This window comes from Microcoleus sp. S13C4, from assembly GCF_036700865.1.
Lineage (GTDB): Bacteria > Cyanobacteriota > Cyanobacteriia > Cyanobacteriales > Microcoleaceae > Microcoleus.
The window spans coordinates 28,640-52,277 of sequence record NZ_JAUBPS010000041.1 but is presented as its reverse complement, the minus strand read 5'-3'; the positions used below and the strand labels follow the sequence as shown (position 1 = coordinate 52,277).

Below are 23,638 nucleotides of genomic sequence, written 5' to 3'. Positions count from 1 at the left end.
GCGTCTACTAACCTCATCTCAAAGATTTACTGCCCTTAAAATCCTCCGACTCCTTTCCGTAGGAGGGGTTCAAGCTACTGAGTTGTCCACATCCCCTACTATTTTGATGATATGATCTAACAATAGTCTGGACTGTTTTTAGTTCGTAGTCTGAAACCCGCGATTTTCCGTTAGTACTTCGATTGCCGCAGATCCGGGAAACCCTTATTCTACGGTTGGCAATCAAAAACAGTCCGAAGTATGGCTCTCATCAATCAACTAATAACTAATATCTAAAATGTTCAAGAGAAAACTTTTTGGGCTCATCATTATCGCCACAGCTTTAGTAACTCTGAATATGACACTCCTGTGGAAACTGGGGGATATTGCTCATTTTTGGATGAGTATAGTTTTTTGGTCCGCTGTGGGTTCCCTGCTTTGGGACAAACAGGATATTCTCAAAGAGAGTGAGATAAAAAGTGACCTATTGTCTAGAGTAGCAGGGACGCTATTAATAGTTTTTATTTTATTTAAAAGTGCTGGGGTTTCCACTAAATACGATCCTTTTTTAAGACTTGCACCTTTTTTGTCGGGTTTAGGTTTGAGCCTACTTGCGGTAGGTTTTCAGCACTTAAAACTCTATTGGCGTGAATTGGTAATATTATTTTTTCATGGAACCCCCAGTGTCCTTACGTTACCTTTAATGGATTTTATTACCTCGCTTACGGCTAAATTTGCTTATTATTCTTTGTGGTATATCGGTTTTAATGTAACACGAGACGGTAATTATGTTGCTTTACCGACAGGAAGGGTGGTGGTAAATGGGGGTTGTTCGGGTATAGAGGCAATGAATTACTTATTAGGTTTAGCTGTAGTTTGTTTGTTGATGTTTCCTACTAAACAAAATAAGGCTTTGGTAATAGGTGTCGCTGTTATGTGTGGTTTTATTATTAATGCTTTTCGGGTGGCGGGAATGGCTTTGTTAGTTGCATCTCATCGCCTAGATTTGTTTAAATATTGGCATGAGGGTGAAGGTTCTTTAGTCGTGGGAATGATTGCGGTGATTTTGTTTGGGATATTTTATCAATTTATGTTGAAACGAGATAGCAAACTTAGTCAAAGTTCGGGAAATTAATTAGTTGCAATTTGAGGTAATAAGCTGTTTAGCATTTAAACTGGGTGTTGCAGAGGCTGAAACCCTTTACTGGCTTAGATAGTATCGAAAATTTAAATGGTGAACAGCTTATATCGGTTTTTCGATTTCCATTACCCTAGTGAGGAGTCTCGCTCACTCAAATGTCCGGGTGTTGAAATCCGCCAATGTCACTACCTGCTGTTTAAGTGCGCCTATATCTATCATAGAAAGGATGTCAGGAATTATAGGAAACTTGCTATGGGGACAAATGAAAGTCAAATAAATCACATTTACGATTCAGAGGATGCTCAGGGTATTTTACAGCTTGCGATCGCACGCCGACAGGATGAAGGGGAATTATCCAGAGTGCAGCTTTTCGAGATTGCAGCGGAATTGGGCATTTCCGAACAGGATATTGTGGCGGCGGAACAGCAATGGTTAGCAACTAGAGGAGAATTTCAAGAAAAACAGGTTTTTAACTCTTACCGTCGCGCTAAATTGCAGAAAAATGTAACAAAGTACGGCATAATAAATAGTTTCTTAGTTTTGTTTAATCTAGCAGCAGCCCACGAGCTTTCTTGGTCGCTGTTCATTTTACTAACGTGGGGATTGGGGTTGTCGCTGAATGCTTGGAATGTGTATCAAACTGAAGGGGAAGATTACGAAAAAGCGTTTGGGCGGTGGCGGTTGAAGAAACAAGTCGGAGAGTCTATTGGTACTGCGACGAATAAGTTTATGAAGTGGTTGCAGTCGTGATTTGCTATGGTAAAAAACGCGATCGCCCTTTATTATACGTCATACTCAACAGCGATCGCCCTTTTCCTTCCCAAGGCGCGATCGCACTTTAAATCCCTCACTTCTTTTATAAATCGGGGTTCGGCGCGTTATAGTTACGGTTAATCGAGCTTAGCAGCATCATCAACCACAGGATGAATTAATACCGATCGAAAACCTTGCCGAATTTCCGGAGTCAAATACCTGCGCTGTAAAACCTGCCATTTTTGCCAAGCTGCATAGCGATTTTCGGCCAACAAACCAGCCAATTTCGGCAACTCTTTTTTCAGATCGCGATCGACAAAATCAGTCAGAAACTCCCCTAAAACTTCACAGTCTTGAATATCGCCCAAACATTCCTGAACAGCCTTCACATCTTCGACATAAACTTCGTAAGTCTCGCTGTAAAAATCGCCAAACAGATTCATCAAATAGCGAACTCGCTTCGCTTGCTTCCGCAAATCGTGCAGAATACTTCCCTCTGCTGCTAACTTCTCTTCGACAGCCTCAGCATTCAAATCATCAGCAACTTTAACTTTGCCATCCTCATATTCCGTGCCCAACAGCCAAGCCGGATGGAGGAAAAACTCACTGACTTGAGGTAACAGTAAATCCGGCAAAACCTCAGCAATTGGCAAATGTTCGATCGCCCGATACTGCGGTTTTTCTAACCAATCCTCGATCGACTCCTTCAGCGATTCGTAGGTTTTGTGCTCTAAAATCGCCCTCACCCCTTTCAAAGCCCGGTGGCGCTGTTTGAGCAAATTCAACAAAGCCTTATCCAAAACTTCCTGTTCGTCAGTCGGCAAATTTGGGTAATAGCGGTTTTGGAGACTTTCGAGCATCACATCCAAATCCCTGAGCGTTCCCAGAATCCGCCCCACCTTACCAATTTTGCTTTCCGAAGCCTCTTTTGGCAAGTCTAAAACCGGAGCAAAACCAGTCACAGCCGATCGCAAACGTCTCAATCCCACGCGCATTTGATGAAGTTCTTCCGCGTCTTTGTCCTTGATAACTTCAGCCTCGTGCGCTACACTTTTACGGAAATATTTCTCAATCGCCCCAGATGCAGCGTCTCCGAGAGTTTTAACTTGAGTTTTAACTTTTGTTGATGTTTTTATGTTCATAACAGTTGTAGGTTCCAGAACCCCGATCAACTTTAATTTGGATTTCAAAGCTTTACTAATAAGGGGTTATATCCTAGCACATACTTTTATTTATGAACCCCAGCCAGAATAAATCTTCATATAAGGTGCTTGACAATTTATACAAAATCAGCATTTAACAAGCTAAAATCTTCAATCCTCAATCCTCAATCCTCAATCCTCAATCCTCAATCCTCAATCCTCAATCTAAAATAAAATTACCCTCCCTCACCCTTGAGCTCATAAAAATCAGATTTCTGGCGCGCTTTCCCCAACTGGTTAAGATCGCTGCAAACCGATATTTATTCGCCAAAGGGTGAGAGAGGGTGCGTGAGGGAGGACAAGTTTTAAATTAAATCAAGCCCGCCCAGCTTGCCTGACTTCAATGAAGCAGTTTAGCCTTTCCAGTCTTTCTCAGATTGTTGGAGCACGTAGGTTGCTACATCCTCAATTTGTTCGGGCTTCAAGCGGCCGGCGAAAGCAGGCATAGCATTTTTGCCCTTAGTTACCTGAGTGGTAATAGCTTCGAGAGAATTCATGCCGTACTTCTCAAGAGCACTCTTTTTCAAGGTTTTCATGGCCATAACCACGTTGCCGCCACCGATGTGACAAGCAGCACAATTGGCGCTAAAGATTTTAGCTCCGTTAGCGGCATCTCCTGCCAAAGCAGGGCGGCCAAAGCCGACGGTAAAAATTGCGAACGCTAATAGGGCGATCGATAAGAGTCTTTTCAACGCAGTTCTCCTCTAATGGACACGCAAAGGGTGATTCTTTAGATATTTTACCTGTTAAAACAGGCGCGATCGCACACTCGTATCGCCTTCTTCCGAGTAATTTACCACTTTTTGGTAGTGGCAATTCAACTCTCAAAATTCTCCACGCCCCAGCCCGGAGCTTTCTGAGCCGCTCGGATCACAAAAGCCGCTAAATTTTCAATCTCAGCCTGTGGCATCCAGCTTTCCGGCACTTGGCGGCACCAAAAAGTCTCCTCAGTACCGTCATAAGTCATCGGTTCTCTCAGATACGCCACCAAACTATTGATGTTGTTGCGGGGAGGCGTTGCCCCTTTAAGGTCAGCCAAAGACAGAGATATCGTCGGATCGGGCAAATTAGCTCCTCCGACGTGACAATTGAGGCAACTTTGCTCGAACAATACCTTGCCTGCAGACAAATCCTGAGCCGAAAACAAGCGAGTATGTCCCTCAGAGTCCAACTCCAGAGCCACAGGTTCGCTGGCTTGTAAATACCTATTCACGTAAGAATCGGCAGCAGCCAAAACAGGTTGAGGAGCCAACAGCACGAGTGGCAAAATAATTAACATCCCCAACAGAAAGCAGACAAAAGCACCACGACGCAGCATGAGGGACTCCAACCTTTTGCGATAATCAATGAGCAGGAGGTAAATTTTAGATTTCAGATTTTAGAGCGAAAAACGACCAGCCAGCAATTCTTGCCGAACTTCAGCCCTCTCCCAATCCAAAATCCAAAATCTAAAATCTAAAATCTAAAATCGATTAGCGAGCGCCTTTGCCACCAGCCCACTGCTTAGAGACAATTTTTGGCTGCAACAGAATGTGACCGGCAATCGCGTACAAATCGTCATCCGAGAGATTTCTCATCTCAGCGAAAATATCCGCACTCTTCATGCTCGGATGCAGTTCCGAAATTTCCTCAAACCCGTCATAAGTGGTGGGATTTTTCATAAAGTCCACCAGCGACTCAATATTATTCCGGGGCGGGCTCGCCAAAGCCAGAGTTTCCGGGCTCAAATTCACGTTCGGGTCAGTTTTCGTCATGCCCGCAGCGTGACATTGAGCGCAAGCCGAATTGAACAGGCGTTTGCCTTGCTGAACTTGTTTGAGGCTCAGCACTACCGGAGCACCCTTGTCATTCAAAGTCACAGTGCGAAGTTCAGGACTCAGTTCGACAGCCATCGCACTGCTGACAAATAACTGAAAGCTCAAGAATACAGCGGTCAGAGCAATGAAATATCTTTTAAGCATGGTTCTCCTTAAAAAAATCCGGCAAATTATTGAACGCTAAGAGATCGTACCTGGCAAACAGATGTGTGTTCAAAATTCCCTGATTCTGCAACAACTGGCGAAAGTTTGTGCAGCTATACCTTTAAAGGTAGAGGAATTTGGCGAGCTAATCTGCAAGAAGTTTTGAGTCGCGCCTTTTTTCGAGAGTGGACATAATTGCCTTAACATCCTCCAAAGCCAAACGGGTTTGAGGGTGCTTGTAGGCAATTTCCAACTCATCGCACAAGCGGATCACGTCTTCAACAGGGACGTTAAAGTCCTCTGCTATTTCTGCGATGGACAGGTCTGCAAAACCCATAAATTTTTAGGTCGCTGACAGGTCAAAATTGAGTTGACGGCTATTAACTGAAAGCCGGACAATTTTAGAAAGCGCTGTTAGCTTGTTCTGTTAGTTTGTTCTGAGATTTTGTTTGATCTATCGCAAGCTAACTAACCGCTAACTGCTACTAGGCATTTTTGCCCAGCCAAACTCCAGGGCCAATCAACTTCCGATCAATATCATCCCACTGCTGCGTCGTTTTTACTATTTTTGGTAGAACCCGGGCTTTTCGCAATTCCTCAGAAATTTCCCTCTGTACCCCGGACTCACCAACAGACAATCATCCGGCGCTGCAGCTTAGGGAGAAAGTTTGAAAGCGTGAGTCTGCGGGGGCAAAGCGTGGTTATCGCTGGCTTCGAGGGCGGGGAATTCCGAGTCGGCCAAGAAAGGCTGGGGCTGGTGGAGGCTGATGAGCTGAGCGAGAGTTTTCTTTAATTGAGTCCGGGGTACGATCAAGTCTACAAAACCGTGGGCGAAGGAGTATTCGGAAGTTTGATAATTTTCCGGCAGCTTTTCCCGCAGAGTTTGCTCGATTACCCGGCCGCCCGTAAAGGCCACAGTAGCTTTTGGCTCTGCAATTATAATGTCTCCCAGCATGGCAAAACTGGCGGTGACGCCGCCGGTGGTCGGGTGGGTCAAAATCGGGATGTAAAGCAGCCTCGCTTCCCGGTGGCGTTCCAGAGCCCCGGAAATTTTAGCCATTTGCATCAAGCTGAGCATTCCTTCTTGCATTCTCGCACCACCGGAAGCGCAGACAATAATCACGGACAACCGTTCCCGCGTGGCCTGTTCGATGAGGCGAGTCAGCTTTTCTCCGACTACTGATCCCATGCTGCCGCCGATGAACTGAAACTCCATGACTCCGAGGGCGACGGGCAAATTTTCGAGTTTGCCGATGCCTGTTTCTACGGCGTCTAGGTGGCCTGTTTTTTCTTGAAATTCTCGAAGTCGATCGCTATATTTTTTTCGATCGCGAAATTTCAGGGGATCGGTGGCGTGCAGTCCTTCGTTAATGGGTACCCAGGTATTGGGATCGATCAACTGCTCGATGCGATCGTCACTGTAAACTCTGATATGATGCCCGCATTCCAAGCAAACCATTTGATTTGCTCGCAGGTCTTTGGTATAACTTAGGGCACCGCAAGCTTCGCATTTATTCCAAAGTCCGTCCGCAATTTCTCGTTCCGGCCGTTCTTGGGAGTTCGGTACTGATTTTCGTCGATTTGCAAACCAATCAAATAGAGACATTAAAACTTGCTAATTGTTAACTGTTAACTGTTGACTGTTGACTGTTGACTGTTGGCTGTTGTTATTTGTGAGTTGTTAGCTGCTACCAATAACTAATAACTAATAACTAATAACCCATAACCCATAACAACTGACAATAAACAACAGACTTGACTACTGACTATTGTCCTCTTCAATGGGACTGATGAGGAGCGATGCAGTTCGCTGGTGTTCTGGAAGAACTTGCAGGGCTGTAGCACTTCCAGCCCCCAAATAAGATGCTATTCCCAAGTCTACAATGCGGGCCGGGATTTGATGAGCAGCCAGGAGCTGCTGCATTAATTCCGCTTCCCAACGAAAGCTAGTAGTTGTAAGTGTAATCCAAGACACGGAACAATTTTACCAATTTTTGAGACAATATTATGTTCGATCGCGCCTGACTACGGGCACATCAGAAACTAAAATTCGGGAAAAACAACTGCAAGTAACTAGATAAGATGGCTTCGCCCCACAGAGCAGTAATTGCTGCACCGAGAGCCAGAAACGGGCCGAAAGGCATGGGTTGACGCCGATCGAGCAAGCCGAGGGCGATCGCCCCGCCACCGGCAAAAGCCCCGGCTAAACAGGCGATGAATCCCGCTAGCAGCAAGTATTTCCACCCCAGCCAAGCTCCCATCAAGGCGGCTAATTTGGTATCTCCGGCGCCCATAGCATTCTGCCCCAGTCCGATCGTCCCGGCGAGTCCGATCGCGTCAAACAGCCACAACCCGACAACTGCTCCCGCGATCCCATCGAGTACCAGATAGTGTATCGAGTCGATCGGACTAAAAGTCGGCCACCAACCTTTCGCCACCTGGAAAACCAATCCGACCACCAAACCCGATCGAGTTAAAGAATTAGGCAAAGTCATTGTATCGCAATCAATCAAAGACAAAGCCAACAGCCAGCTAAACAAAGCCCAAAAACCAAGAGTTTGCACTGTTACGCCAAAACGCCAGAAGATTAACAAAAACAGCAAACCCGTAGCTGCTTCCACCAGCGGATAGCGGGCCGAAATCCGACTGCGGCAGTGATTGCAGCGTCCCCGCAGCCATAGCCAACCGAACACGGGTATATTTTCGTAATTTCTAAGTTGATTTAAACATTTGGGACAGCGAGAAGGAGGGTGGATCACCGACAAACCCGCAGGCAACCGATAGACTACCACATTTAGAAAACTGCCAATAGCCGATCCGAGAATAAAGATGATCGCCGTGACAAGGCAATTAAAGATTATTTCCATTAAGTTGTCTGTTGACGATTCATTGTTGACTGTGGTTATGTGTCACTTGTTAGTTTTTAGATCGTGTCCGGTCAGTTACCCCTCATAAAAGGTGTTAATAGTCAAGAATGCAAGTTTTCATAAAATCCTGAAAACTTAGGTATGCACTAGAAACCTATTTTATTGCGATCGTAGGAGCGGACATAATATTAGTTACCAATGATTAATGACCAATTACCAATTAATACATTTGAGATTCTATTTCGTCAAAAGTAACAAAACGCTCACCTGGCAACAAAATCGGCTGCGAAGCAAAAATTAGCTGGCCTCGATCGCTTCCTTGACTGACAACTACACCGGCCGGACGCTGCATCTGCTCGGAATGCACTTTTAGATACATACCATAGGCCGATCGGGCAGCTCGGATCAAATCGGGAGCTAGCAAGCTGTGACTTTTGGAAGTTTCTATCGGGGGTTCAGGGTTTGGCTGGTATGGGGTCACTGGAAACTTATCATAATGGTATAGGTCGAGCTATTGGTATTGCCTCTCGATCGATAGAACTTACCCTATTTTTTAAGAATAAACTTAGGTGGAAATTATTAATAGATTAACCTACAATCCTCCCTTGGCTGGGATCGAACTGCGGCTGCGATCGCTCCTTTCGGCTGAGCTGTACGCCGCTGCGTGGGTAGATCCCTCCCCCGCAACGCTAATGGGAGTTTTCGATCACCTGCGAACTCTGCGCTACATCCTGCACGACTACGTGCCCCGGCCCGTGTCCGAATCTCCGCCAAACCCAGGGGAGGTGCGCTACCAGTGGCAAACAGGCACCTTGCTGTTCACGGATTTGGCAGGGTTTACCTCGCTGTTGGAAGCGAATGCAACCCAGGGGCGCAAGGGAGCTGAAAGCCTTCTGGGCGTGATTAACGACTATTTTGCCTCGATGATTGAAATTGTCAGCAAATCGGGCGGGGATTTGCTGGAGTTTACCGGAGATGCGATGCTGGTGCAGTTTCTGTCAGGGGTTTACAAAGAGGATACAGCGAGGGCGGTGCGGGCGGGTTTGCGGATGCAGCGGGCGATGGCTGAATTTGCCAATATTGAAACGGCCCGGGGTATTTTGTCTTTGAGGATGCGGGTGGGCATCCACTGCGGGCGCTATATTAGTGCTGACATCGGTACGCCACTGCGAATGGCTCACGTACTGCTGGGGCATTCAGTCCAGCAAGCCAAGCAAGCTGAGGGTTCTGGGACTGTGGGCCGAGTGTGTTTGACTGAAGCTGCTAGAGAGTCTTTGGGAGAGCAATTTCGTTTTGAACCCGGGACACCGGGTTATTTTTTGGTGGCGGACGATTTAACGGACGATCGACTCGGAGAGTATGATATCACTTTGACTGGGCGGCGGATGCCGAGTTCGGTATTGCTCGATCGCAGCGTTTCGGGCTTGGTAAGCGAAATCGGGGAATCTGTGAAGCGGCTTGAACCCCTTGCTAGTTATATTCCCAAAGCTATCCTGAGACTGCTGGTTGAAAATGCTGATCAGCGAAAAATTCCGCCGGATTTTCCTGAACCGACGGTGATGTTTGTCAACTTGATTGGTTTACCGGAGTCTGTGGACAAAGCTTCGCTGGAGGAAGAAGTCAATTTGGTAGCGGGTTTTTCTCGGGTGTTTGCGTCGATCGATGCTGTAGTCTCAGCTAAAGGTGGCGTGTTGCAAAAAGTAACGGCGCACTTGGACGGTTCGGATATGCTGATTTATTTTGGCGTGCCCGACGCTCACACGGATGACGCCAGCCGCGCGGCTAGTGCGGCAATTGCGATCCGAGATATCATTGCACGTTTGCCTCTGGTAATTATCGCGGGTGAAGAAGTAAAAGTAAGGTGTCAAATTGGGCTTTCCCGTGGGCCAGTGTTTGCTGCTGAGGTTGGGGAACCGCGAGGGCGCAGGGAGTTTAATATCCTCGGCGATACGGTGAATACGGCGGCTCGGTTGATGAGCAAGGCGGGGGAAAACCAAATTTTGATTGGTGAAAGGGTGTTTGAGTCGATCGGGCCGCTCTTCATTTGCGAGGCTTTGGGATCTGTTGCTCTGAAGGGGAAATCTGCTCGAACTCCGATTTTTGCTTTGCAAGGTGCAAAAGGGGAGAAGGGAAAAGGGGGCGTTTAAATAACTTTGCTGGGCAATAAGGGCATACTACTGGTCAATTGAGAGCATGACCAACCATTACCGCATCATTATTATGCGCGATCGTACCCCAAAATCTTAAAATACGGTAAATCGATAAAATTAGCGTATATTGCCTGTAATAGGACAATTTCCAATAATATCTATAAAAATAAATTTACCCGCCCTCTGCTTAACTATTAACTCCGGTAAATTTATCGATATACAGTGGTATACTGCCAGTAAAGTTACTCTCAATCCCTTTCTTGTTGGCATTTATGTTGATTAAGCTCGCAGAAACCCACCTCTTAGGCATTTTGAGCTACTGCCGCCAAATTTTCCTTTTTCGGAGAGTTCGCAGTCTTTCCCTGCTATTTGCAACCGGACTCGGCTTGAGTTTGGTAGTGGCAGCTTGTTCTCCTACCGCTACCACACAGAACACAGCCACTGCGAGCACTTCCGCACCTACCAAAAGCGTTACAGTTAGCATCGGCTATCAAAAATCAGCTACCGTTCTCAACGCTCTCAAAACCAAAGGCGACTTAGAAAAAGCCTTAGCAACCTCCAAATCTTCTGTAAAATTTGTAGAATTTCCTGCTGGGACTCCTCTATTAGAAGGAATCAACGCAGGCAGTATTGACTTTGGCTACACAGGAGAAGGACCGCCAGTTTTTGCTCAAGCTGCCGGAACACCATTAGTTTATGTTGCTTACGAAACTGCAAATCCTAAGTCTGAAGGTATCCTAGTTCCCAAGGATTCACCTATAAAAACTGTTGCCGATCTTAAAGGCAAAAAAATAGCTTTTGCCAAAGGTTCTAACACAAACTACTTCCTAGTTAAAGCCTTAGAAGCGGGTGGACTTCAATATAGCGACATCAACCCAGCTTTCCTCAAACCAGCAGAAGCCCGCGCCGCTTTTGAAGGGGGAAATGTGGATGCTTGGGCAATTTGGGACCCGTACTTAGCCGCAGCAGAAAAATCCGCCGGGGCCAGACTTATAACAGATGCAACAGGAATCGCTGCCAATCGAGGTTATTATCTTGCCCGCAAGGGTTTTGTGGACGAACATCCTGAGATTTTGAAACTCATTTTAGATGAAGTCAAAAAGGTCGATCGATGGGCGGCGGGCAATCCCGTAGAAGTTGCTAAATTTCTGGAGACGCAATTAGGGATAGAAGCCTCCGTGTTAGAAGTGTCTGAAAAGCGACGCAACTATGGCCTTTTTCCCCTCAGCGATGAAGAGATTGCCGGACAGCAGCAAATTGCTGATACCTTCCAAAAACTGCAACTTATTCCTAAGCCCGTCCAAATTAAAGAAATCGTTTTGAAAGATGGTAAGTAGCGTCATTAGCCAGGAGAAATTAACGTGAATACTCAATGGATAAAAACTGATGTGCTTGTAATTGGTGGCGGTACGGCTGGCACCATGGCTGGTATCAAAGCTAAACAGGCAAATCCTGACAGCGAAGTGCTGATTTTAGAAAAGGCAAATATTCGCAGAAGTGGTGCGATCGCAATGGGAATGGACGGTGTAAACACTGCCGTCATTCCCGGCCATTCTACACCAGAACAGTACGTCCGCGAAATTACCCTTGCTAATGACGGCATCCTCAACCAAAAAGCCGTTTATCAAACTGGAAAATTAGGCTATGAAGTCATCCAAGAGTTAGAAACTTGGGGAGTAAAATTTCAGAAAGATGCCCAAGGTAACTACGACTTAAAACAAGTTCATCGCGTCGGCAAATATGTGTTGCCAATGCCCGAAGGCAAAGACCTCAAACAAATTTTAACCAGACAGGTAAAACGCCACAAAGTTAAAGTTACCAATCGAGTGATGGCAACCCGCGTTTTAGTGCAAGCAGGACGCGCTACAGGAGCCGTTGGCTTTGACGTGCGAAGTGGAGATTTTGTAGTAATTCAAGCGAAAGCTGTCATTCTTTCTACAGGTGCTTGTGGTCGTTTAGGACTACCCGATTCCGGCTATCTTTATGGCACCTATGAAAATCCGACTAATGCCGGAGATGGCTATTCAATGGCTTACCACGCTGGAGCAGAACTCACTAACATTGAGTGTTTTCAAGTCAACCCGCTAATTAAAGATTATAACGGCCCTGCTTGCGCTTATGTCGCCGGCCCCTTCGGTGCTCATACTGCTAATGCCGAAGGTCATCGCTTCATTAGTTGCGATTATTGGAGCGGTCAAATGATGCTGGAAATCTGGCATGAATTACACTCTGGTAAAGGCCCAATTCAATTAAAAATGACTCATCTCGATGAAGATACTATCGCTGAAATAGAGTCAATTCTTTGGTCAAATGAAAGGCCGAGCCGAGGTCGATTTCACGAGGGTAGAGGGGAAAATTATCGCGATCACGGCGTTGAAATGCACATTTCTGAAATTGGGCTATGCAGCGGCCACAGCGCCTCTGGTGTTTGGGTGAATGAAAAGGCAGAAACAACTGTGCCCGGACTCTACGCAGCGGGAGATATGGCAAGCGTTCCTCATAATTACATGATCGGGGCTTTTGTGTTCGGTAGAATAGCAGGAACTAATGCCATTGACTACATCCAAAGTTTAGATTATGTCGAGCCTGACGCTGATTTTCTGGAAGCAGAAAAAGCGCGGGTTTATGCACCTTTAAAGCTGCCCAATGGAATCCCTCACACGCAAGTAGAATATAAGTTACGGCGCTTAGTTAATGATTATTTACAACCACCGAAAGTAGGAAACAAAATGGAGATTGGGCTGAAAAATTTTGTCCGTTATCAAGAAACTCTACAGGAAATGGGCGCTCGCGATCCTCATGAGTTAATGCGCTGCATGGAGGTTCACTTTATTCGAGACTGTGCGGAGATGGCGGCGAGGGCTTCTTTGTATCGCTGTGAGACTCGTTGGGGGCTTTATCATTATCGGCTAGATTACCCTGATAAAAATAATGAAGAGTGGTTTTGCCATGTTAATTTGAAAAAAGGGGAATCAGGAGAAATGAGCTTGTTTAAGCGTCCAGTTGAACCTTATATTGTGGAGGTTGATTTACATAAAGAGGATTATAATGTTGTAGCGCGTTGAGTTATAGTAAGATTAGGTTATTTGTTCCCGTCATTTGGATCAATAACACTAAGATTACTATACATTCAAGTGGGATGTAAGATATTGTCGAGTTGATTTATTTGTAGATAGAGAAGATATTGTAGAGTGCGTCAGTTATAAATAATTTGTGAGTTCTACAAAACTTTGGATCTAACGCACCAGGCTCCTATAATAAGTTGTTTAAATGCTAGACAGCTTATTGTAGAGGTGAGTTCTCGTCACTATCTTTGATTTCTCACTATCATATCCATAAACTCACTCCATCCCACTTGACAATCGGAGAACTCTATTCACCATTAACCATCGCACCTAACTATGGCTTTAATTACACAACGAGTTGATGTTCCAGTCACCGTAGATGAGTCTAAGTGTTTGGAGAAGTGCCAGGTATGCATTGATGTTTGTCCTTTGGATGTACTGGCAAAAAATCCAGAAACAGGTAAAGCTTACATGAAATACGATGAATGTTGGTTTTGTTTGCCTTGTGAAAAAGAATGTCCAACTAATGCCATAACGGTTAAAATTCCCTTCTTGTTGCGCTAAGTTTTTCTATTTTGTATAAAGTGTAAAAATTCATGATTGCTGAGAACGATAGTGAATTAAATCAATGGCTAGAAATGCTGCGATCGCCCGAACTAAGCGATCGCCTTGTTGCCGTTAAAAATTTACAGTATTTGGGTGATGAAGAAGCTACAAACGCCCTACTTCTCGCCCTGTCAGATGAGAGTAGTGCCGTTCAAAAAATTGCCATATCTGCCATTTGGGAAATTGGCAATCCTGTGGCTATTCCTGCTTTTATTGAGTGCCTGGGTTCCGCCGATGCCGATATTCGCCAAGAAGCATTATCTGCATTAAATGAATTAGTTTCACCAACTGACTTACGGCAACTACTAGATGCACTCCACCGCGACAATGTTAATATTCAACTCAATATCTTAACATTGTTGCGGAAGATTCACGATGCTCAGTCTTTACCTGATATTTTACCATTTTTTAAATCCGATGTTCCTGAATTGAGAGCAACAGCAGTAACCACTCTCAGCTATCTCAATCAGGTGGAAAAATGTCCCCAAGCTTTGGCCTTAATATCTGATGCAGATTTAAATGTTCGCCGTGCTACGGCTTTAAGTTTAGGACATTTAACAGATCCAGAAGTCATCTCAGTTTTGTGTCAAGCACTCAAAAGCGATACTGACTGGCAAGTGCGACGAAATGCAGCTAAATCTTTGGCAATTCATGCCGATAGTGCGGCAATTTTGGCACTGGAAACAGCGGTAAGTGACGAACACTGGCAAGTTCGCAAATTCGCGCTACAAGCGTTGCAAAAAATTCCCGATGAACGAGTCATGCCTGCTTTGATTAAAGCCTTAGCTGATGAATATTCAGATGTGCGGAAAGAAGCTGCGATCGCCCTCGGCAATCTCAGCAATCCTGCCGCGATGCCTGCGCTGCAACAATCTCTGGACGATCCCGATAAAGAAGTTACTATTTTCTCTCAAAAAGCGATTCAGAAAATTCAAACATTACTGCAAAATTCCCAAAATGGTTAATTCTTCCTCTTTACCACAAACCCACTCACATCTCCCCTCAGAAAATTCCCATCCTGTGGAAAAATTACGACAGGAAGAAGTTGTCAACTATCTCAAACAAGTCATCGAACCCACACTCAAAAATGATATCATCAGTTTGGGAATGGTGCGAAATTTGCGAATTGTTGAAAATTACATTTATTTGCGCCTTTATATTGGATCGCATCAGCAAGATTTGCCAAAAATAATTGAATCTGTTTTATCGCCTGTAAGCTGGTGCAAAAAAACTTATATTCAAACTTGCACGATAGCCAACGTGCGAACTACCTTGGCTATTTCTAGCGGCAAAGGTGGGGTGGGAAAATCTACAACGGCTGTGAATTTAGCAACAGCGTTAAAATTACAGGGAGCCAAGGTAGGCTTGCTAGATGCTGATGTTTACGGCCCCAATATTCCTCAAATGTTAGGCTTAAAACAAGCCGATGTAGAGACAATTAATACTGCTAAAGGTGAGAAATTTTTACCCCTGGAAGCACAGGGAATTAAAGTGATGTCAGTGGGTTTATTAGCAGAGCCAGAACGTCCTTTAGCATGGCGAGGCCCAGTTCTCCACAAAATTATTACGCAGTTTATTCAAGATGTAGAATGGGGCGAATTAGATTATTTACTCATTGATTTACCCCCAGGTACCGGAGATGCTCAAATTACCATTGTGCAAGAAAGTCCTATTTGTGGAGTGATTCTCGTTACTACGCCGCAACAAATATCTATTTCCGATGTCCGTCGCAATATTTATATGTTTCGCCAAGTAGGAGTTCCAGTGCTGGGGATTATTGAAAATATGAGTTATTTAATCTGCGATCGCAATCAAGAACCGATACAAATTTTTGGTAGTGGTGGGGGTAAACAGTTAGCAGAAGAACTTCAAGCACCCCTCCTTGCCCAGATTCCTCTAGATCCGCGCATCTGTGCGGGCGGTGATACAGGAAAACCTCTAACCCTCGCCGATCCGAACTCGGCGGTATCTCAGGTTTTTATGCAGATAGCAGCAGGGCTAGATGCTACTTTTTCTCCGGCGCGTGCAACTGATATATTGCCCGCGAATATTAATCATGTAAGTAACTAGAGAAGTAATACAAACAAAAATCTACAGAATGTGCTTGCATTTTTGAAGCCATCTGTGGAATAATAGGAGCTTGTCAGACTTAACTACGGTATATCTATCAGTTTGTAGTAGTATGCTCATCAATAATGATTAGCTCAGCTTTTGCATGGTTATTACGTATCTTGGTTTTCCGCACTTAAATTCAGGAATAGACAATGTTAACCCCATTGAAAGAAAACCGATTTTCAGGCAGATTGAGACATCTTTGGAGCAAACTCAAACATAGTTCTCTCAAGACCTTTGCTTTACTTTTTGCATTGGGCTTCAGTTTGAGTTTGACAGTCTCAGCCTGTGCTCCTACTCAGCAAACAAATACAACTACAGCCCCAACTTCTGCTGCCACATCGGTGGCTAGTTCTAACTCACAACAGAGCAATGTAATTCGGATTGGCTATCAAAAATATGGAACTCTAAGCATCCTTAAATCACGAGGCAGTTTAGAGAAGCGTTTGGCCTCTCAAAACACTTCTGTACAGTGGCTTCAATTTCCCGCTGGTCCTCAATTACTAGAAGCTTTGAATGCAGGCAGTATTGACTTTGGTCATACAGGAGAAGCACCGCCTATTTTCGCACAAGCCGCTGGCGCACCATTGGTATATGTTGCTAACGAGCCTCCTAATCCTAAAGGCGAAGCTATCTTAGTATCGAAAGATTCTCCCATTCAAGATGTCGCTGGCTTGAAAGGCAAAAAAGTTGTATTTAATAAGGGTTCAAACGTGCACTACCTAGTAGTAGAAGCATTAAGAGCAGCCGGATTAAAATATAGCGACATTCAGCCTATTTACTTGCCGCCAGCAGAGGCGCGGGCAGCTTTTGAACAAGGTAGCGTTGATGCTTGGGCGATTTGGGATCCGTTTTTTACAGTAGCGAAACGAGCTACTGATGCTCGCGTTCTTAAGGATGGAGAAGGGCTTGTAGCTAATCGGGAATTCTATCTAGCTGCTAAACCTTTTAACGACCAATATTCTGACCGGACTAAGGCAATTTTAGAGGAACTTCAAAAAATCGATGAATGGGCGGCGACTCAACCAACTGAGGTCGCAAAACTGCTATCTCCCGCTCTTGGTATTGACGTTCCAACTTTAGAGGAAGTGGCACGGAGACGGCCTTACGGCGTGCAGGCCATTACAGAGGAAGTCATCACTTATCAACAAAAAGTGGCTGATACTTTCTTGGATTTGAAGCTGCTTCCCAAACAAATCAAAATTAGTGAATTGGCTCAGGTAACTAAACAATAAATAGTGATGGAGACTAAGGCAAATGGAATTATTTTGGTTTATCCCAACTCACGGAGACGGACGGTATTTAGCGAGCGGAATTGGAGGGCGATCTGGCAGTTTGTCCTACTTAAAGCAAATCGCCCAAGCCATTGAGCATTTAGGATTTACGGGCGCTCTACTTCCGACGGGACGCTCTTGCGAAGACGCATGGGTAGTGGCTTCTTCCCTCATGTCTGTAACGGAAAAAATGCGTTTTTTAGTAGCAATTCGTCCGGGATTAATGTCTCCTGGGGTAGGAGCACGGATGGCAGCAACCTTTGACAGATTATCTAACGGGCGCTTGTTGATTAATGTGGTTACGGGTGGCGATCCGGTTGAATTAGCTGGAGATGGAGTGCATCTAAGTCACGACGCACGTTATGAATTGACTGATGAATTCTTGACTGTTTGGAGGGCAATGCTTGAAAGAAGTAACTCGACTAATGTGCGAGAGCAAGAAGTAGATTTTAGCGGTGAGTATCTTCAAGTTAAGGGCGGGAAAGTTCTATTTCCACCTGTACAAACTCCTTATCCTCCCTTATGGTTCGGCGGTTCGTCACCGATCGCGCAACAAATTGCAGCCAAACATATTGATGTTTATCTGACTTGGGGAGAACCGCCGCAACAAGTGGCAAAAAAAATTGATGCTGTTAGAAAATTAGCAGCAGAACAGGGTAGGACTGTGCGGTTTGGGATTCGCCTTCACGTCATTGTACGCGAAACTGAAAGCGAGGCTTGGGAGGATGCAAATCGATTGATTAAATATGTCGATGAAGATGCGATCGCTGCCGCCCAAAAAGCTTATGCCAGAATGGACTCTGAAGGGCAAAAGCGGATGACTCAACTGCACGCAGGCAACCGCGAATCCCTAGAAATTAGCCCGAATTTGTGGGCGGGAATTGGGTTAGTAAGAGGCGGTGCTGGTACTGCTTTAGTCGGAGATCCCGATACCGTTGTAGAGCGAATATTGGAATATTCCGAATTGGGGATTGAAACTTTCATTTTTTCCGGTTATCCCCACTTAGAAGAAGCATATCGAGTGGCTGAATTGCTATTCCCCCGCTTGCCGCTGAAAAACCAACCGACTGTACATCAACCGCAAATGTTTAGTCCTTTTGGCGAAATTGTTGCCAACGATAAGTTTCCCACACAAAAACAAGTTATTCCTACGAGTGCGTCATGAATAAAAAATGGCTCAACAACCCCTATTTTCAGCAGGTAATCCCCTGGATTGTCCCAATGCTGCTGATTGTTAGCTGGCAATTATTGGTGCAGGTGGGTTGGCTTTCCACAAGAGTTTTACCAGCACCAACAGGTGTTTTAAGTGCAGGAATTAGATTGGCAATTACCGGGGAACTGTTTCACCATATCGGAATTAGTGCTTGGCGTGCCGTCGTTGGTTTCATCATCGGCGGAGGAATTGGTTTAACTCTTGGTTTCCTCAATGGTCTTTCTCCAATCGCCGAAAAGCTTCTGGATACTTCTATACAAATGGTTCGTAATGTTCCCCACCTCGCCTTAATTCCTCTAGTGATTTTGTGGTTTGGAATTGGCGATGTAGCTCGGTTATTTTTGGTGGCTTTGGGTGTGTTTTTCCCCATGTATATCAATACATTTCATGGCATCCGCAGCGTCGATGCCGGGTTGATTGAAATGGGAAAAGTCTATGGTTTGAGTCCGAGCTCTCTTTTGTGGCAAGTTATTCTGCCTGGGGCTTTGCCTTCAATTTTGGTAGGCGTGCGATATTCTTTGGGGATTATGTGGCTGACGCTGATTGTCGCAGAAACAATTGCTGCGGATTCTGGTATTGGTTACATGGCAATGAATGCTCGCGAGTTCTTGCAAACTGATGTTGTGGTGCTGAGCATTATCATGTATGCTTTGTTGGGTAAGTTTGCAGATGCGATCGCCAGAAAGTTAGAAGAGAAATGGTTGGCTTGGCATCCCAATTATCAGCCAGCTTAGGTTGAAAAAAGAAGCCATAAGAAAGAAAGATGAGAGTGTTGCATTTTTCTTTCTTAGTTCCTCTAGAAATGACAGCTAATAACTCAGAAATCCCACCCTTTTTAGTGGTTGGAGTGTCAGATTAATAAGTCCAGTTTTGCTTAGTCTGCAAGCTATAGGTTCCATCTTTCACATTCACCCGCTCAGGAATCAGATCTAAATCTTTAAATATATTTGCCTGATGCTGTAGGGCCGTGAGAGATTGGTCGTCAATCGGGATGATGGCGCGTTCGGCACTACGTTGCTGTAAAATTTCTACAATGGATGGATCTATTTCATGGTGCTCTGCCAATCGCACAGCAGCTTCTAATTCCTGTTTCTTAGCCCAAGCTCCCGCTTCATTTACCTCTTCTAAAATCACCTTGAGCAAGTCGGGATAGTCGCGTACCAACTCTGGAATCGCGTAGTAATAGGTGGGAACTTCTAAAGAGGCTTTGTCACCAAAGATGCTCTCTAAGTCTGCAATCGATCGCCCTGGATAAGCACTTCGGACTTGAGTTGTTGTGTAGGGAACCCAAATCACCCAAGCATCGACCTCACCCGCGCGGAATAGGGGCAGCGCCTGTGGCTGGGTCAGATAAATTGGCTCAATGTCACTAAACTCTAGCCCCACTTTTGCCAATGCTCGCACAAGTATGTAATGGGCGCTTGAGCCTTTGTCAAAAACAATCTTCTTACCCTTCAGGTCAGCAAGCGTCTGAATCGGCGAATCTTCAGGTACCAGAATCGCTTGACCTTTGGGAGCAGTATATTTTTCTTTAGCCACCCGCACAAACACATGATCCGCTGCTTGCGAGAAGATGCTGGCCGTACCACCGCCGCCGCAGAAATCGATCGTCCCATTGCTTAATGCTTCTATCAGAGCAGAAGCTGATAAGAAGCTTGTCCAAGTAACACTCAGCCCAAATGGTCGCAAACGGCTTTCGAGCCAACCTTTAGCACGCAGGACTTCCAGATTTGTCATACCCTCTGGATAACCGATTTTAAGTTGCTTGAGCCGCCGCGCTTGCTCAGCTAAGGGTGTGTTGCCCGATTGAGCAGAACGTTTAGAAAACCAGCGATCCAAAACTATACAGAAAATGATGCCTCCCACAAACAGTCCCACAGTTTCCAGTACCCGAGTTGTTGAGTCTTTAGGTAGTGTGGTCTGATTTACCTGACTGACTAGAGGGGAGAGTACATTCCCAGAGGCAGAAGTGGCAACAGCATGACTCTCAAAAGCCAGACTCAAGACCAAAATCGTGGCAAGACTGAGGCAAAATCGCACTGCAAACCGATAGGCAAGCGATCTGGGAATAACCGATCTGAGCGATCGTAAGATATTTTGACCTGCGCCTCTAGGCAGAAGGTGAATCAAACGGCTAATCATAATGACTCTTTTGATAAACACAGGTGATGGACGCTGGATCGATTGAAGATGGGGGATCGAGTCAAAGCACCGCTTGATACATAAACTACCAGATTGGCTAGCTCGTTACACCCAAATAGGGGATACCCACATTATCCTACTGACATTGTGGTAATTTGTACAATGGTTGAGCGATCGCTCGTTTCGGCGATCGGATAGGTGTTAAGTGAGGAATGGTAATGGATTGGTTAATTGCAACACTTAAGATCGGGCTAGCTGCTGCTGTGGCAACAACGTTTGACGACAATATTTATCTGACTGCCTTCTTCAGTGAGGTTAATCGTACTTTTCGCCCTCAGCACGTTGTGGTTGGTGAGCTTTTAGGGTTCACGGTATTGGTGATACTAAGTTTGGTTGGTTTCTTACTGGGGCTAGTGATTCCGTCCACTTGGACTGGTCTACTGGGGATTCTGCCGATACTGATTGGCTTGAACAATTTGCTCAATCTTAATAAGGATGATTCAGCCGAAGATAAGTCAGCCAATCTGAAAAGAAACTCTAAATTCCGAGGATTTGATTCTAGAAAACCATCGCTCTGGGATGTAATCCGCGATCCGCAGACCTATCGCGTCTCCTCGGTCACGATTGCTAACGGCAGCAACAATCTAGGGATTTATATCCCTTTGTTTGCGAGTAGCTCAATCCAAAATCTGTCCGTAATTATACCCGTTTGCTATCTCATTGTTTCCTGCTGGCTGTTTATGTCCTATACTCTAACCCATCTACCTGGTATTGCTTTGATACTCAGCCGTTATGCGAGCAAGATTTTCCCCTTCGTGCTGATGTGGCTGGGTTTCAGAATTCTGATAGACAGTGAATCCTATCGTCTTTTTCTACCTAATACTTGATAGACAAAGGCACTTAAAAAATCTAGGCAACAGTACCATAGATTGCAAGTTTATAGATGACAGAATGTATCAATCATTAGATGTTTTTTACGTATAAAAGCTGGGATTGGGGAGCTGATCGTTGAGTACCCAGTTACCCAGATCGTGAATTTTATAGTCAACAGAATCATGTAGCGTAAACGTTCTCAGATTGCGCCAGTAGCGATCGAAACCATATTTACTGGTGGTAGCACGCGCCCCCATTACTTCAAAAATGCGAGTTGTCACATCTAAACCTATTTTTGTGGCAGCAATTTTTGCAGTTGCGATCGCGATCGCGCATTCTCCACGTTCTTCTGTTGTTAAATCTATGCCTTTTTCCCAAGCTACTTGCAGAATGGCGGCGGCTCGATCAGTCAAACTGCTAACGGCTTGCAGATCGACCCACATTTCTCCGTAGTGTTTCAGAATGTAGGGATCTTGCGTCACACTAGGAGCATTGGAAGTCAACCAGGGTCGTCCTTGGGTGCAAGTATAGTCTTTGGCCGCAGCAAATGCTCCTTCTGCAATACCCAGATAAATATGGGCAAGATTTATTTGCGTCAAGCAAGCTCGTAATGTACGGAAAGGAATATCAGCACGGGTGCGATCGCCAAACACTTCCGAGTCATAAACGCGCACTTGGTCGAAACTAATACTACCGCTATCGGTTTGACGTTGCCCCATATTATCCCAATCGTCATGAATTTGTATTCCCTCTCTTTGAGTCGGAATTACAATAATCGTGAGTTCGGAGGTATCTTGACGAACCGCAGTGATGGGTAAGATATCAGAATCTTTAGAGCCAGAACAAAAGCTTTTTGTACCGTTCAGTAAAAAGCCTGTACCATCAGGAGTTAAAGTCGCACGGCGATCGAGGGGATTGAGAGCATTGCACCAAAACCAATTGTTTGTCACCGTATCTTTGTAGAACTGCGCTTTGCGTTCCTCCGTGCCAAAAAGATGCGGGATAACAACCCCTAAATGGTGATAGGAATAAACATGGGCTAGAGAACTATCAATCTTTGCCAACTCGCGGGAAATTTGGAGTGCAGCGATCCATGTTTCGCCAATACCGCCATATTCTTTAGGAATAATCAAACTGAGCAAACCGCTAGAGCGAATGCGATCGCGTTCATACTTTGGCGTACCGCCAAGACGATCTCGTTCGATGGCAGTAGCAGCAAATTCTTGAGCAAGTGATTTTGCGATCACTAAATAATCTTGCTTGCTGTCTTGTTGTGCTGTGCTTTTCGAGTCTGCAAGGGATATTTTCATATTGATGATACAAAATCGAGGGAAGTAATGAGGTACAAATGATTTAGGATTCCTAGAGGTTGGTCAGTCCTTAAAACCCAAATAAACAGAAATCGGTACATCTTCAACAAACTGACCTGAAGGTTCGGCACTGAGAATTGCTGTTTTAATTTCCGCCTCAAATACGGAAGTATCGCCATTAAAGTAATCGCGACGGCAGTAAGCGGTGGAGTAGAGATAACCAATAAAATTATCTATCGTCCAGTGTTTTTGAAAGTCAATCTTATGGCGTTTAATCCGAACGAATGGCGATCGATCCAAAACTTCTAAATCAGACTTGTAGAGCAAAGGAACGCTACTCGATCCCACACGCCGCTCTTCTCCTAGCCACCGTTTGATCGTAGCTAGCACATTTTGTGCCCAAACAGAGTCATTTGACCAAATATCTTTTTCAGTTTGAATAATCGCTATCCCCTTATTAGCGTTACTCGTGCGATCGAGCAGATCGTAGCTACGCTGTAGCACCAGTTCTTGATCCATCCAATGAAAAGCACGACCAATGGTGACAAGGGAAAATGTACCAATTGCCGGGGAAATATTTTCTGCTAAATCCCTTACCCAAGTGATATTTGAAGCATGAGCCAGTTTAGCTTCTTGTTTGGCAACTTCGAGCATTTCTGGATCGGGATCGATGCCCAAAACAGATTGAAATCGATCGTGTAAGGCGATCGCTACTAAGCCAATCCCACAGCCGAGATCGAGAAGCTTGCCTTGCCCATCTAATTGAAATTCCTGTGAGATTAAATCGTAAAGAGCATTTGGGTAGCGCGGTCGATATTGCAGGTAATAAGAAATGGCTCCTTGAAAGAGGGTTGGATCGTAGCTTGGGAGTATTTTAGTAGTCATGATTGAAGGCAATTTTTGCTGAGTTAGGATTTAGGTTTTGAGATAAGCTGTTGGACATTTGAAAAACGATTGTCTGGTGCGTCATATCAATTTCGGAATGATTAA

General features: G+C 45.1%; 24 protein-coding genes. 12 read left to right on the top strand and 12 right to left on the bottom strand.

All coding sequences use genetic code 11. The annotated features are described in order from the left end of the window. The first annotated feature begins 277 nt into the window (after nucleotides 1-277). Together crtA and QT996_RS17990 are read left to right on the top strand one after the other, a co-directional pair. Nucleotides 278-1,114 carry a cyanoexosortase A gene (gene crtA / locus QT996_RS17995; RefSeq protein WP_333048079.1) on the top strand — a complete coding sequence of 279 codons (837 nt, stop codon included), beginning with the start codon at nucleotides 278-280 and terminating at the stop codon, nucleotides 1,112-1,114. 258 nt (nucleotides 1,115-1,372) lie between these two features. Next, nucleotides 1,373-1,870: a 2TM domain-containing protein gene (locus QT996_RS17990; RefSeq protein WP_333048078.1), complete on the top strand. Its 498-nt coding sequence runs from the start codon at nucleotides 1,373-1,375 to the stop codon at nucleotides 1,868-1,870. Nucleotides 1,871-2,010: 140 nt separating this feature from the next. On the opposite strand, the gene QT996_RS17985 is transcribed toward QT996_RS17990, so the two are convergent. The 9 genes from QT996_RS17985 to QT996_RS17945 form a co-directional block, all read right to left on the bottom strand. After that, nucleotides 2,011-3,015 (bottom strand): CHAD domain-containing protein, encoded by a 1,005-nt coding sequence (locus tag QT996_RS17985; RefSeq protein ID WP_333048077.1) that lies wholly within the window; start codon nucleotides 3,013-3,015, stop codon nucleotides 2,011-2,013. A 413-nt stretch (nucleotides 3,016-3,428) separates the two neighbouring features. Beyond that, nucleotides 3,429-3,767 carry a cytochrome c6 PetJ gene (gene petJ / locus QT996_RS17980; protein ID WP_333048076.1) on the bottom strand — a complete coding sequence of 113 codons (339 nt, stop codon included), beginning with the start codon at nucleotides 3,765-3,767 and terminating at the stop codon, nucleotides 3,429-3,431. A 125-nt stretch (nucleotides 3,768-3,892) separates the two neighbouring features. Further along, nucleotides 3,893-4,393: a photosystem II cytochrome PsbV2 gene (gene psbV2 / locus QT996_RS17975; protein WP_190733403.1), complete on the bottom strand. Its 501-nt coding sequence runs from the start codon at nucleotides 4,391-4,393 to the stop codon at nucleotides 3,893-3,895. Nucleotides 4,394-4,547: 154 nt separating this feature from the next. Next, a complete protein-coding gene (gene psbV, locus QT996_RS17970; protein ID WP_242719283.1) occupies nucleotides 4,548-5,036 on the bottom strand; it encodes a photosystem II cytochrome c-550 in 489 nt (162 codons plus the stop codon). A gap of 145 nt (nucleotides 5,037-5,181) precedes the next feature. Further along, a complete protein-coding gene (locus tag QT996_RS17965; protein WP_006633443.1) occupies nucleotides 5,182-5,373 on the bottom strand; it encodes a hypothetical protein in 192 nt (63 codons plus the stop codon). Nucleotides 5,374-5,691: 318 nt separating this feature from the next. After that, a complete protein-coding gene (gene accD, locus QT996_RS17960; protein WP_333048074.1) occupies nucleotides 5,692-6,642 on the bottom strand; it encodes an acetyl-CoA carboxylase, carboxyltransferase subunit beta in 951 nt (316 codons plus the stop codon). 153 nt (nucleotides 6,643-6,795) lie between these two features. After that, entirely contained in the window at nucleotides 6,796-7,011 is a 216-nt protein-coding gene (locus QT996_RS17955) for a hypothetical protein (RefSeq protein ID WP_333048073.1), read from the bottom strand. 61 nt (nucleotides 7,012-7,072) lie between these two features. Then, complete coding sequence (locus QT996_RS17950) at nucleotides 7,073-7,903, bottom strand: prepilin peptidase (protein ID WP_333048071.1); 831 nt, start codon at nucleotides 7,901-7,903, stop codon at nucleotides 7,073-7,075. 220 nt (nucleotides 7,904-8,123) lie between these two features. Further along, complete coding sequence (locus QT996_RS17945) at nucleotides 8,124-8,384, bottom strand: hypothetical protein (RefSeq protein WP_333048069.1); 261 nt, start codon at nucleotides 8,382-8,384, stop codon at nucleotides 8,124-8,126. Between the two features lie 88 nt (nucleotides 8,385-8,472). Here QT996_RS17945 and QT996_RS17940 point away from each other — a divergent pair, with 88 nt between their 5' ends. The 9 genes from QT996_RS17940 to ssuC all read left to right on the top strand — a co-directional run bounded on the left by QT996_RS17940 (nucleotide 8,473) and on the right by ssuC (nucleotide 19,057). Continuing rightward, complete coding sequence (locus QT996_RS17940; protein ID WP_333048068.1) at nucleotides 8,473-10,050, top strand: adenylate/guanylate cyclase domain-containing protein; 1,578 nt, start codon at nucleotides 8,473-8,475, stop codon at nucleotides 10,048-10,050. A 275-nt stretch (nucleotides 10,051-10,325) separates the two neighbouring features. Continuing rightward, on the top strand, nucleotides 10,326-11,390 hold the full coding sequence (locus QT996_RS17935; RefSeq protein WP_333048067.1) for a sulfonate ABC transporter substrate-binding protein: 1,065 nt from the start codon (nucleotides 10,326-10,328) through the stop codon (nucleotides 11,388-11,390). Between the two features lie 24 nt (nucleotides 11,391-11,414). Further along, on the top strand, nucleotides 11,415-13,118 hold the full coding sequence (locus QT996_RS17930; RefSeq protein WP_333048066.1) for a fumarate reductase/succinate dehydrogenase flavoprotein subunit: 1,704 nt from the start codon (nucleotides 11,415-11,417) through the stop codon (nucleotides 13,116-13,118). 336 nt (nucleotides 13,119-13,454) lie between these two features. Next, a complete protein-coding gene (locus tag QT996_RS17925; protein WP_332959817.1) occupies nucleotides 13,455-13,682 on the top strand; it encodes a 4Fe-4S dicluster domain-containing protein in 228 nt (75 codons plus the stop codon). A gap of 32 nt (nucleotides 13,683-13,714) precedes the next feature. Beyond that, the gene (locus QT996_RS17920) at nucleotides 13,715-14,689 is read left to right on the top strand and encodes a HEAT repeat domain-containing protein (RefSeq protein ID WP_333048065.1); all 975 of its coding nucleotides are present in this window, start codon (nucleotides 13,715-13,717) and stop codon (nucleotides 14,687-14,689) included. Then, on the top strand, nucleotides 14,682-15,794 hold the full coding sequence (locus QT996_RS17915; RefSeq protein WP_333048064.1) for an Mrp/NBP35 family ATP-binding protein: 1,113 nt from the start codon (nucleotides 14,682-14,684) through the stop codon (nucleotides 15,792-15,794). The genes QT996_RS17920 and QT996_RS17915 overlap by 8 nt, the downstream gene beginning before the upstream one ends. Before the next feature lie 194 nt (nucleotides 15,795-15,988). After that, nucleotides 15,989-17,071: a sulfonate ABC transporter substrate-binding protein gene (locus tag QT996_RS17910; RefSeq protein ID WP_333048062.1), complete on the top strand. Its 1,083-nt coding sequence runs from the start codon at nucleotides 15,989-15,991 to the stop codon at nucleotides 17,069-17,071. A gap of 22 nt (nucleotides 17,072-17,093) precedes the next feature. After that, entirely contained in the window at nucleotides 17,094-18,275 is a 1,182-nt protein-coding gene (ssuD, locus tag QT996_RS17905) for an FMNH2-dependent alkanesulfonate monooxygenase (protein WP_333048061.1), read from the top strand. Next, nucleotides 18,272-19,057, top strand: coding sequence for an aliphatic sulfonate ABC transporter permease SsuC (gene ssuC, locus QT996_RS17900; RefSeq protein ID WP_333048060.1), 786 nt, complete (start codon nucleotides 18,272-18,274; stop codon nucleotides 19,055-19,057). Before ssuD ends, ssuC begins: the two co-directional genes overlap by 4 nt. Before the next feature lie 121 nt (nucleotides 19,058-19,178). On the opposite strand, the gene QT996_RS17895 is transcribed toward ssuC, so the two are convergent. Further along, a complete protein-coding gene (locus tag QT996_RS17895) occupies nucleotides 19,179-20,465 on the bottom strand; it encodes an aliphatic sulfonate ABC transporter substrate-binding protein (protein ID WP_333048059.1) in 1,287 nt (428 codons plus the stop codon). A 218-nt stretch (nucleotides 20,466-20,683) separates the two neighbouring features. Here QT996_RS17895 and QT996_RS17890 point away from each other — a divergent pair, with 218 nt between their 5' ends. Beyond that, nucleotides 20,684-21,352 (top strand): cadmium resistance transporter, encoded by a 669-nt coding sequence (locus QT996_RS17890; protein WP_333048058.1) that lies wholly within the window; start codon nucleotides 20,684-20,686, stop codon nucleotides 21,350-21,352. 87 nt (nucleotides 21,353-21,439) lie between these two features. Here QT996_RS17890 and QT996_RS17885 read toward each other — a convergent pair whose 3' ends face one another. After that, the gene (locus QT996_RS17885) at nucleotides 21,440-22,648 is read right to left on the bottom strand and encodes an acyl-CoA dehydrogenase family protein (protein ID WP_333048057.1); all 1,209 of its coding nucleotides are present in this window, start codon (nucleotides 22,646-22,648) and stop codon (nucleotides 21,440-21,442) included. A 63-nt stretch (nucleotides 22,649-22,711) separates the two neighbouring features. Then, on the bottom strand, nucleotides 22,712-23,533 hold the full coding sequence (locus QT996_RS17880) for a class I SAM-dependent methyltransferase (protein WP_333048056.1): 822 nt from the start codon (nucleotides 23,531-23,533) through the stop codon (nucleotides 22,712-22,714). Nucleotides 23,534-23,638: the final 105 nt, after the last annotated feature.

Coding starts and splice junctions, on each gene's coding strand:
- crtA (WP_333048079.1), top strand. CDS start 278: ATGTTCAAGAGAAAACTTTTTGGGCTCATCATTATCGCCACAGCTTTA.
- QT996_RS17990 (WP_333048078.1), top strand. CDS start 1,373: ATGGGGACAAATGAAAGTCAAATAAATCACATTTACGATTCAGAGGAT.
- QT996_RS17985 (WP_333048077.1), bottom strand. CDS start 3,015: ATGAACATAAAAACATCAACAAAAGTTAAAACTCAAGTTAAAACTCTC.
- psbV2 (WP_190733403.1), bottom strand. CDS start 4,393: ATGCTGCGTCGTGGTGCTTTTGTCTGCTTTCTGTTGGGGATGTTAATT.
- psbV (WP_242719283.1), bottom strand. CDS start 5,036: ATGCTTAAAAGATATTTCATTGCTCTGACCGCTGTATTCTTGAGCTTT.
- QT996_RS17965 (WP_006633443.1), bottom strand. CDS start 5,373: ATGGGTTTTGCAGACCTGTCCATCGCAGAAATAGCAGAGGACTTTAAC.
- accD (WP_333048074.1), bottom strand. CDS start 6,642: ATGTCTCTATTTGATTGGTTTGCAAATCGACGAAAATCAGTACCGAAC.
- QT996_RS17950 (WP_333048071.1), bottom strand. CDS start 7,903: ATGGAAATAATCTTTAATTGCCTTGTCACGGCGATCATCTTTATTCTC.
- QT996_RS17935 (WP_333048067.1), top strand. CDS start 10,326: ATGTTGATTAAGCTCGCAGAAACCCACCTCTTAGGCATTTTGAGCTAC.
- QT996_RS17925 (WP_332959817.1), top strand. CDS start 13,455: ATGGCTTTAATTACACAACGAGTTGATGTTCCAGTCACCGTAGATGAG.
- QT996_RS17920 (WP_333048065.1), top strand. CDS start 13,715: ATGATTGCTGAGAACGATAGTGAATTAAATCAATGGCTAGAAATGCTG.
- QT996_RS17915 (WP_333048064.1), top strand. CDS start 14,682: ATGGTTAATTCTTCCTCTTTACCACAAACCCACTCACATCTCCCCTCA.
- QT996_RS17910 (WP_333048062.1), top strand. CDS start 15,989: ATGTTAACCCCATTGAAAGAAAACCGATTTTCAGGCAGATTGAGACAT.
- ssuD (WP_333048061.1), top strand. CDS start 17,094: ATGGAATTATTTTGGTTTATCCCAACTCACGGAGACGGACGGTATTTA.
- ssuC (WP_333048060.1), top strand. CDS start 18,272: ATGAATAAAAAATGGCTCAACAACCCCTATTTTCAGCAGGTAATCCCC.
- QT996_RS17895 (WP_333048059.1), bottom strand. CDS start 20,465: ATGATTAGCCGTTTGATTCACCTTCTGCCTAGAGGCGCAGGTCAAAAT.
- QT996_RS17890 (WP_333048058.1), top strand. CDS start 20,684: ATGGATTGGTTAATTGCAACACTTAAGATCGGGCTAGCTGCTGCTGTG.
- QT996_RS17885 (WP_333048057.1), bottom strand. CDS start 22,648: ATGAAAATATCCCTTGCAGACTCGAAAAGCACAGCACAACAAGACAGC.
- QT996_RS17880 (WP_333048056.1), bottom strand. CDS start 23,533: ATGACTACTAAAATACTCCCAAGCTACGATCCAACCCTCTTTCAAGGA.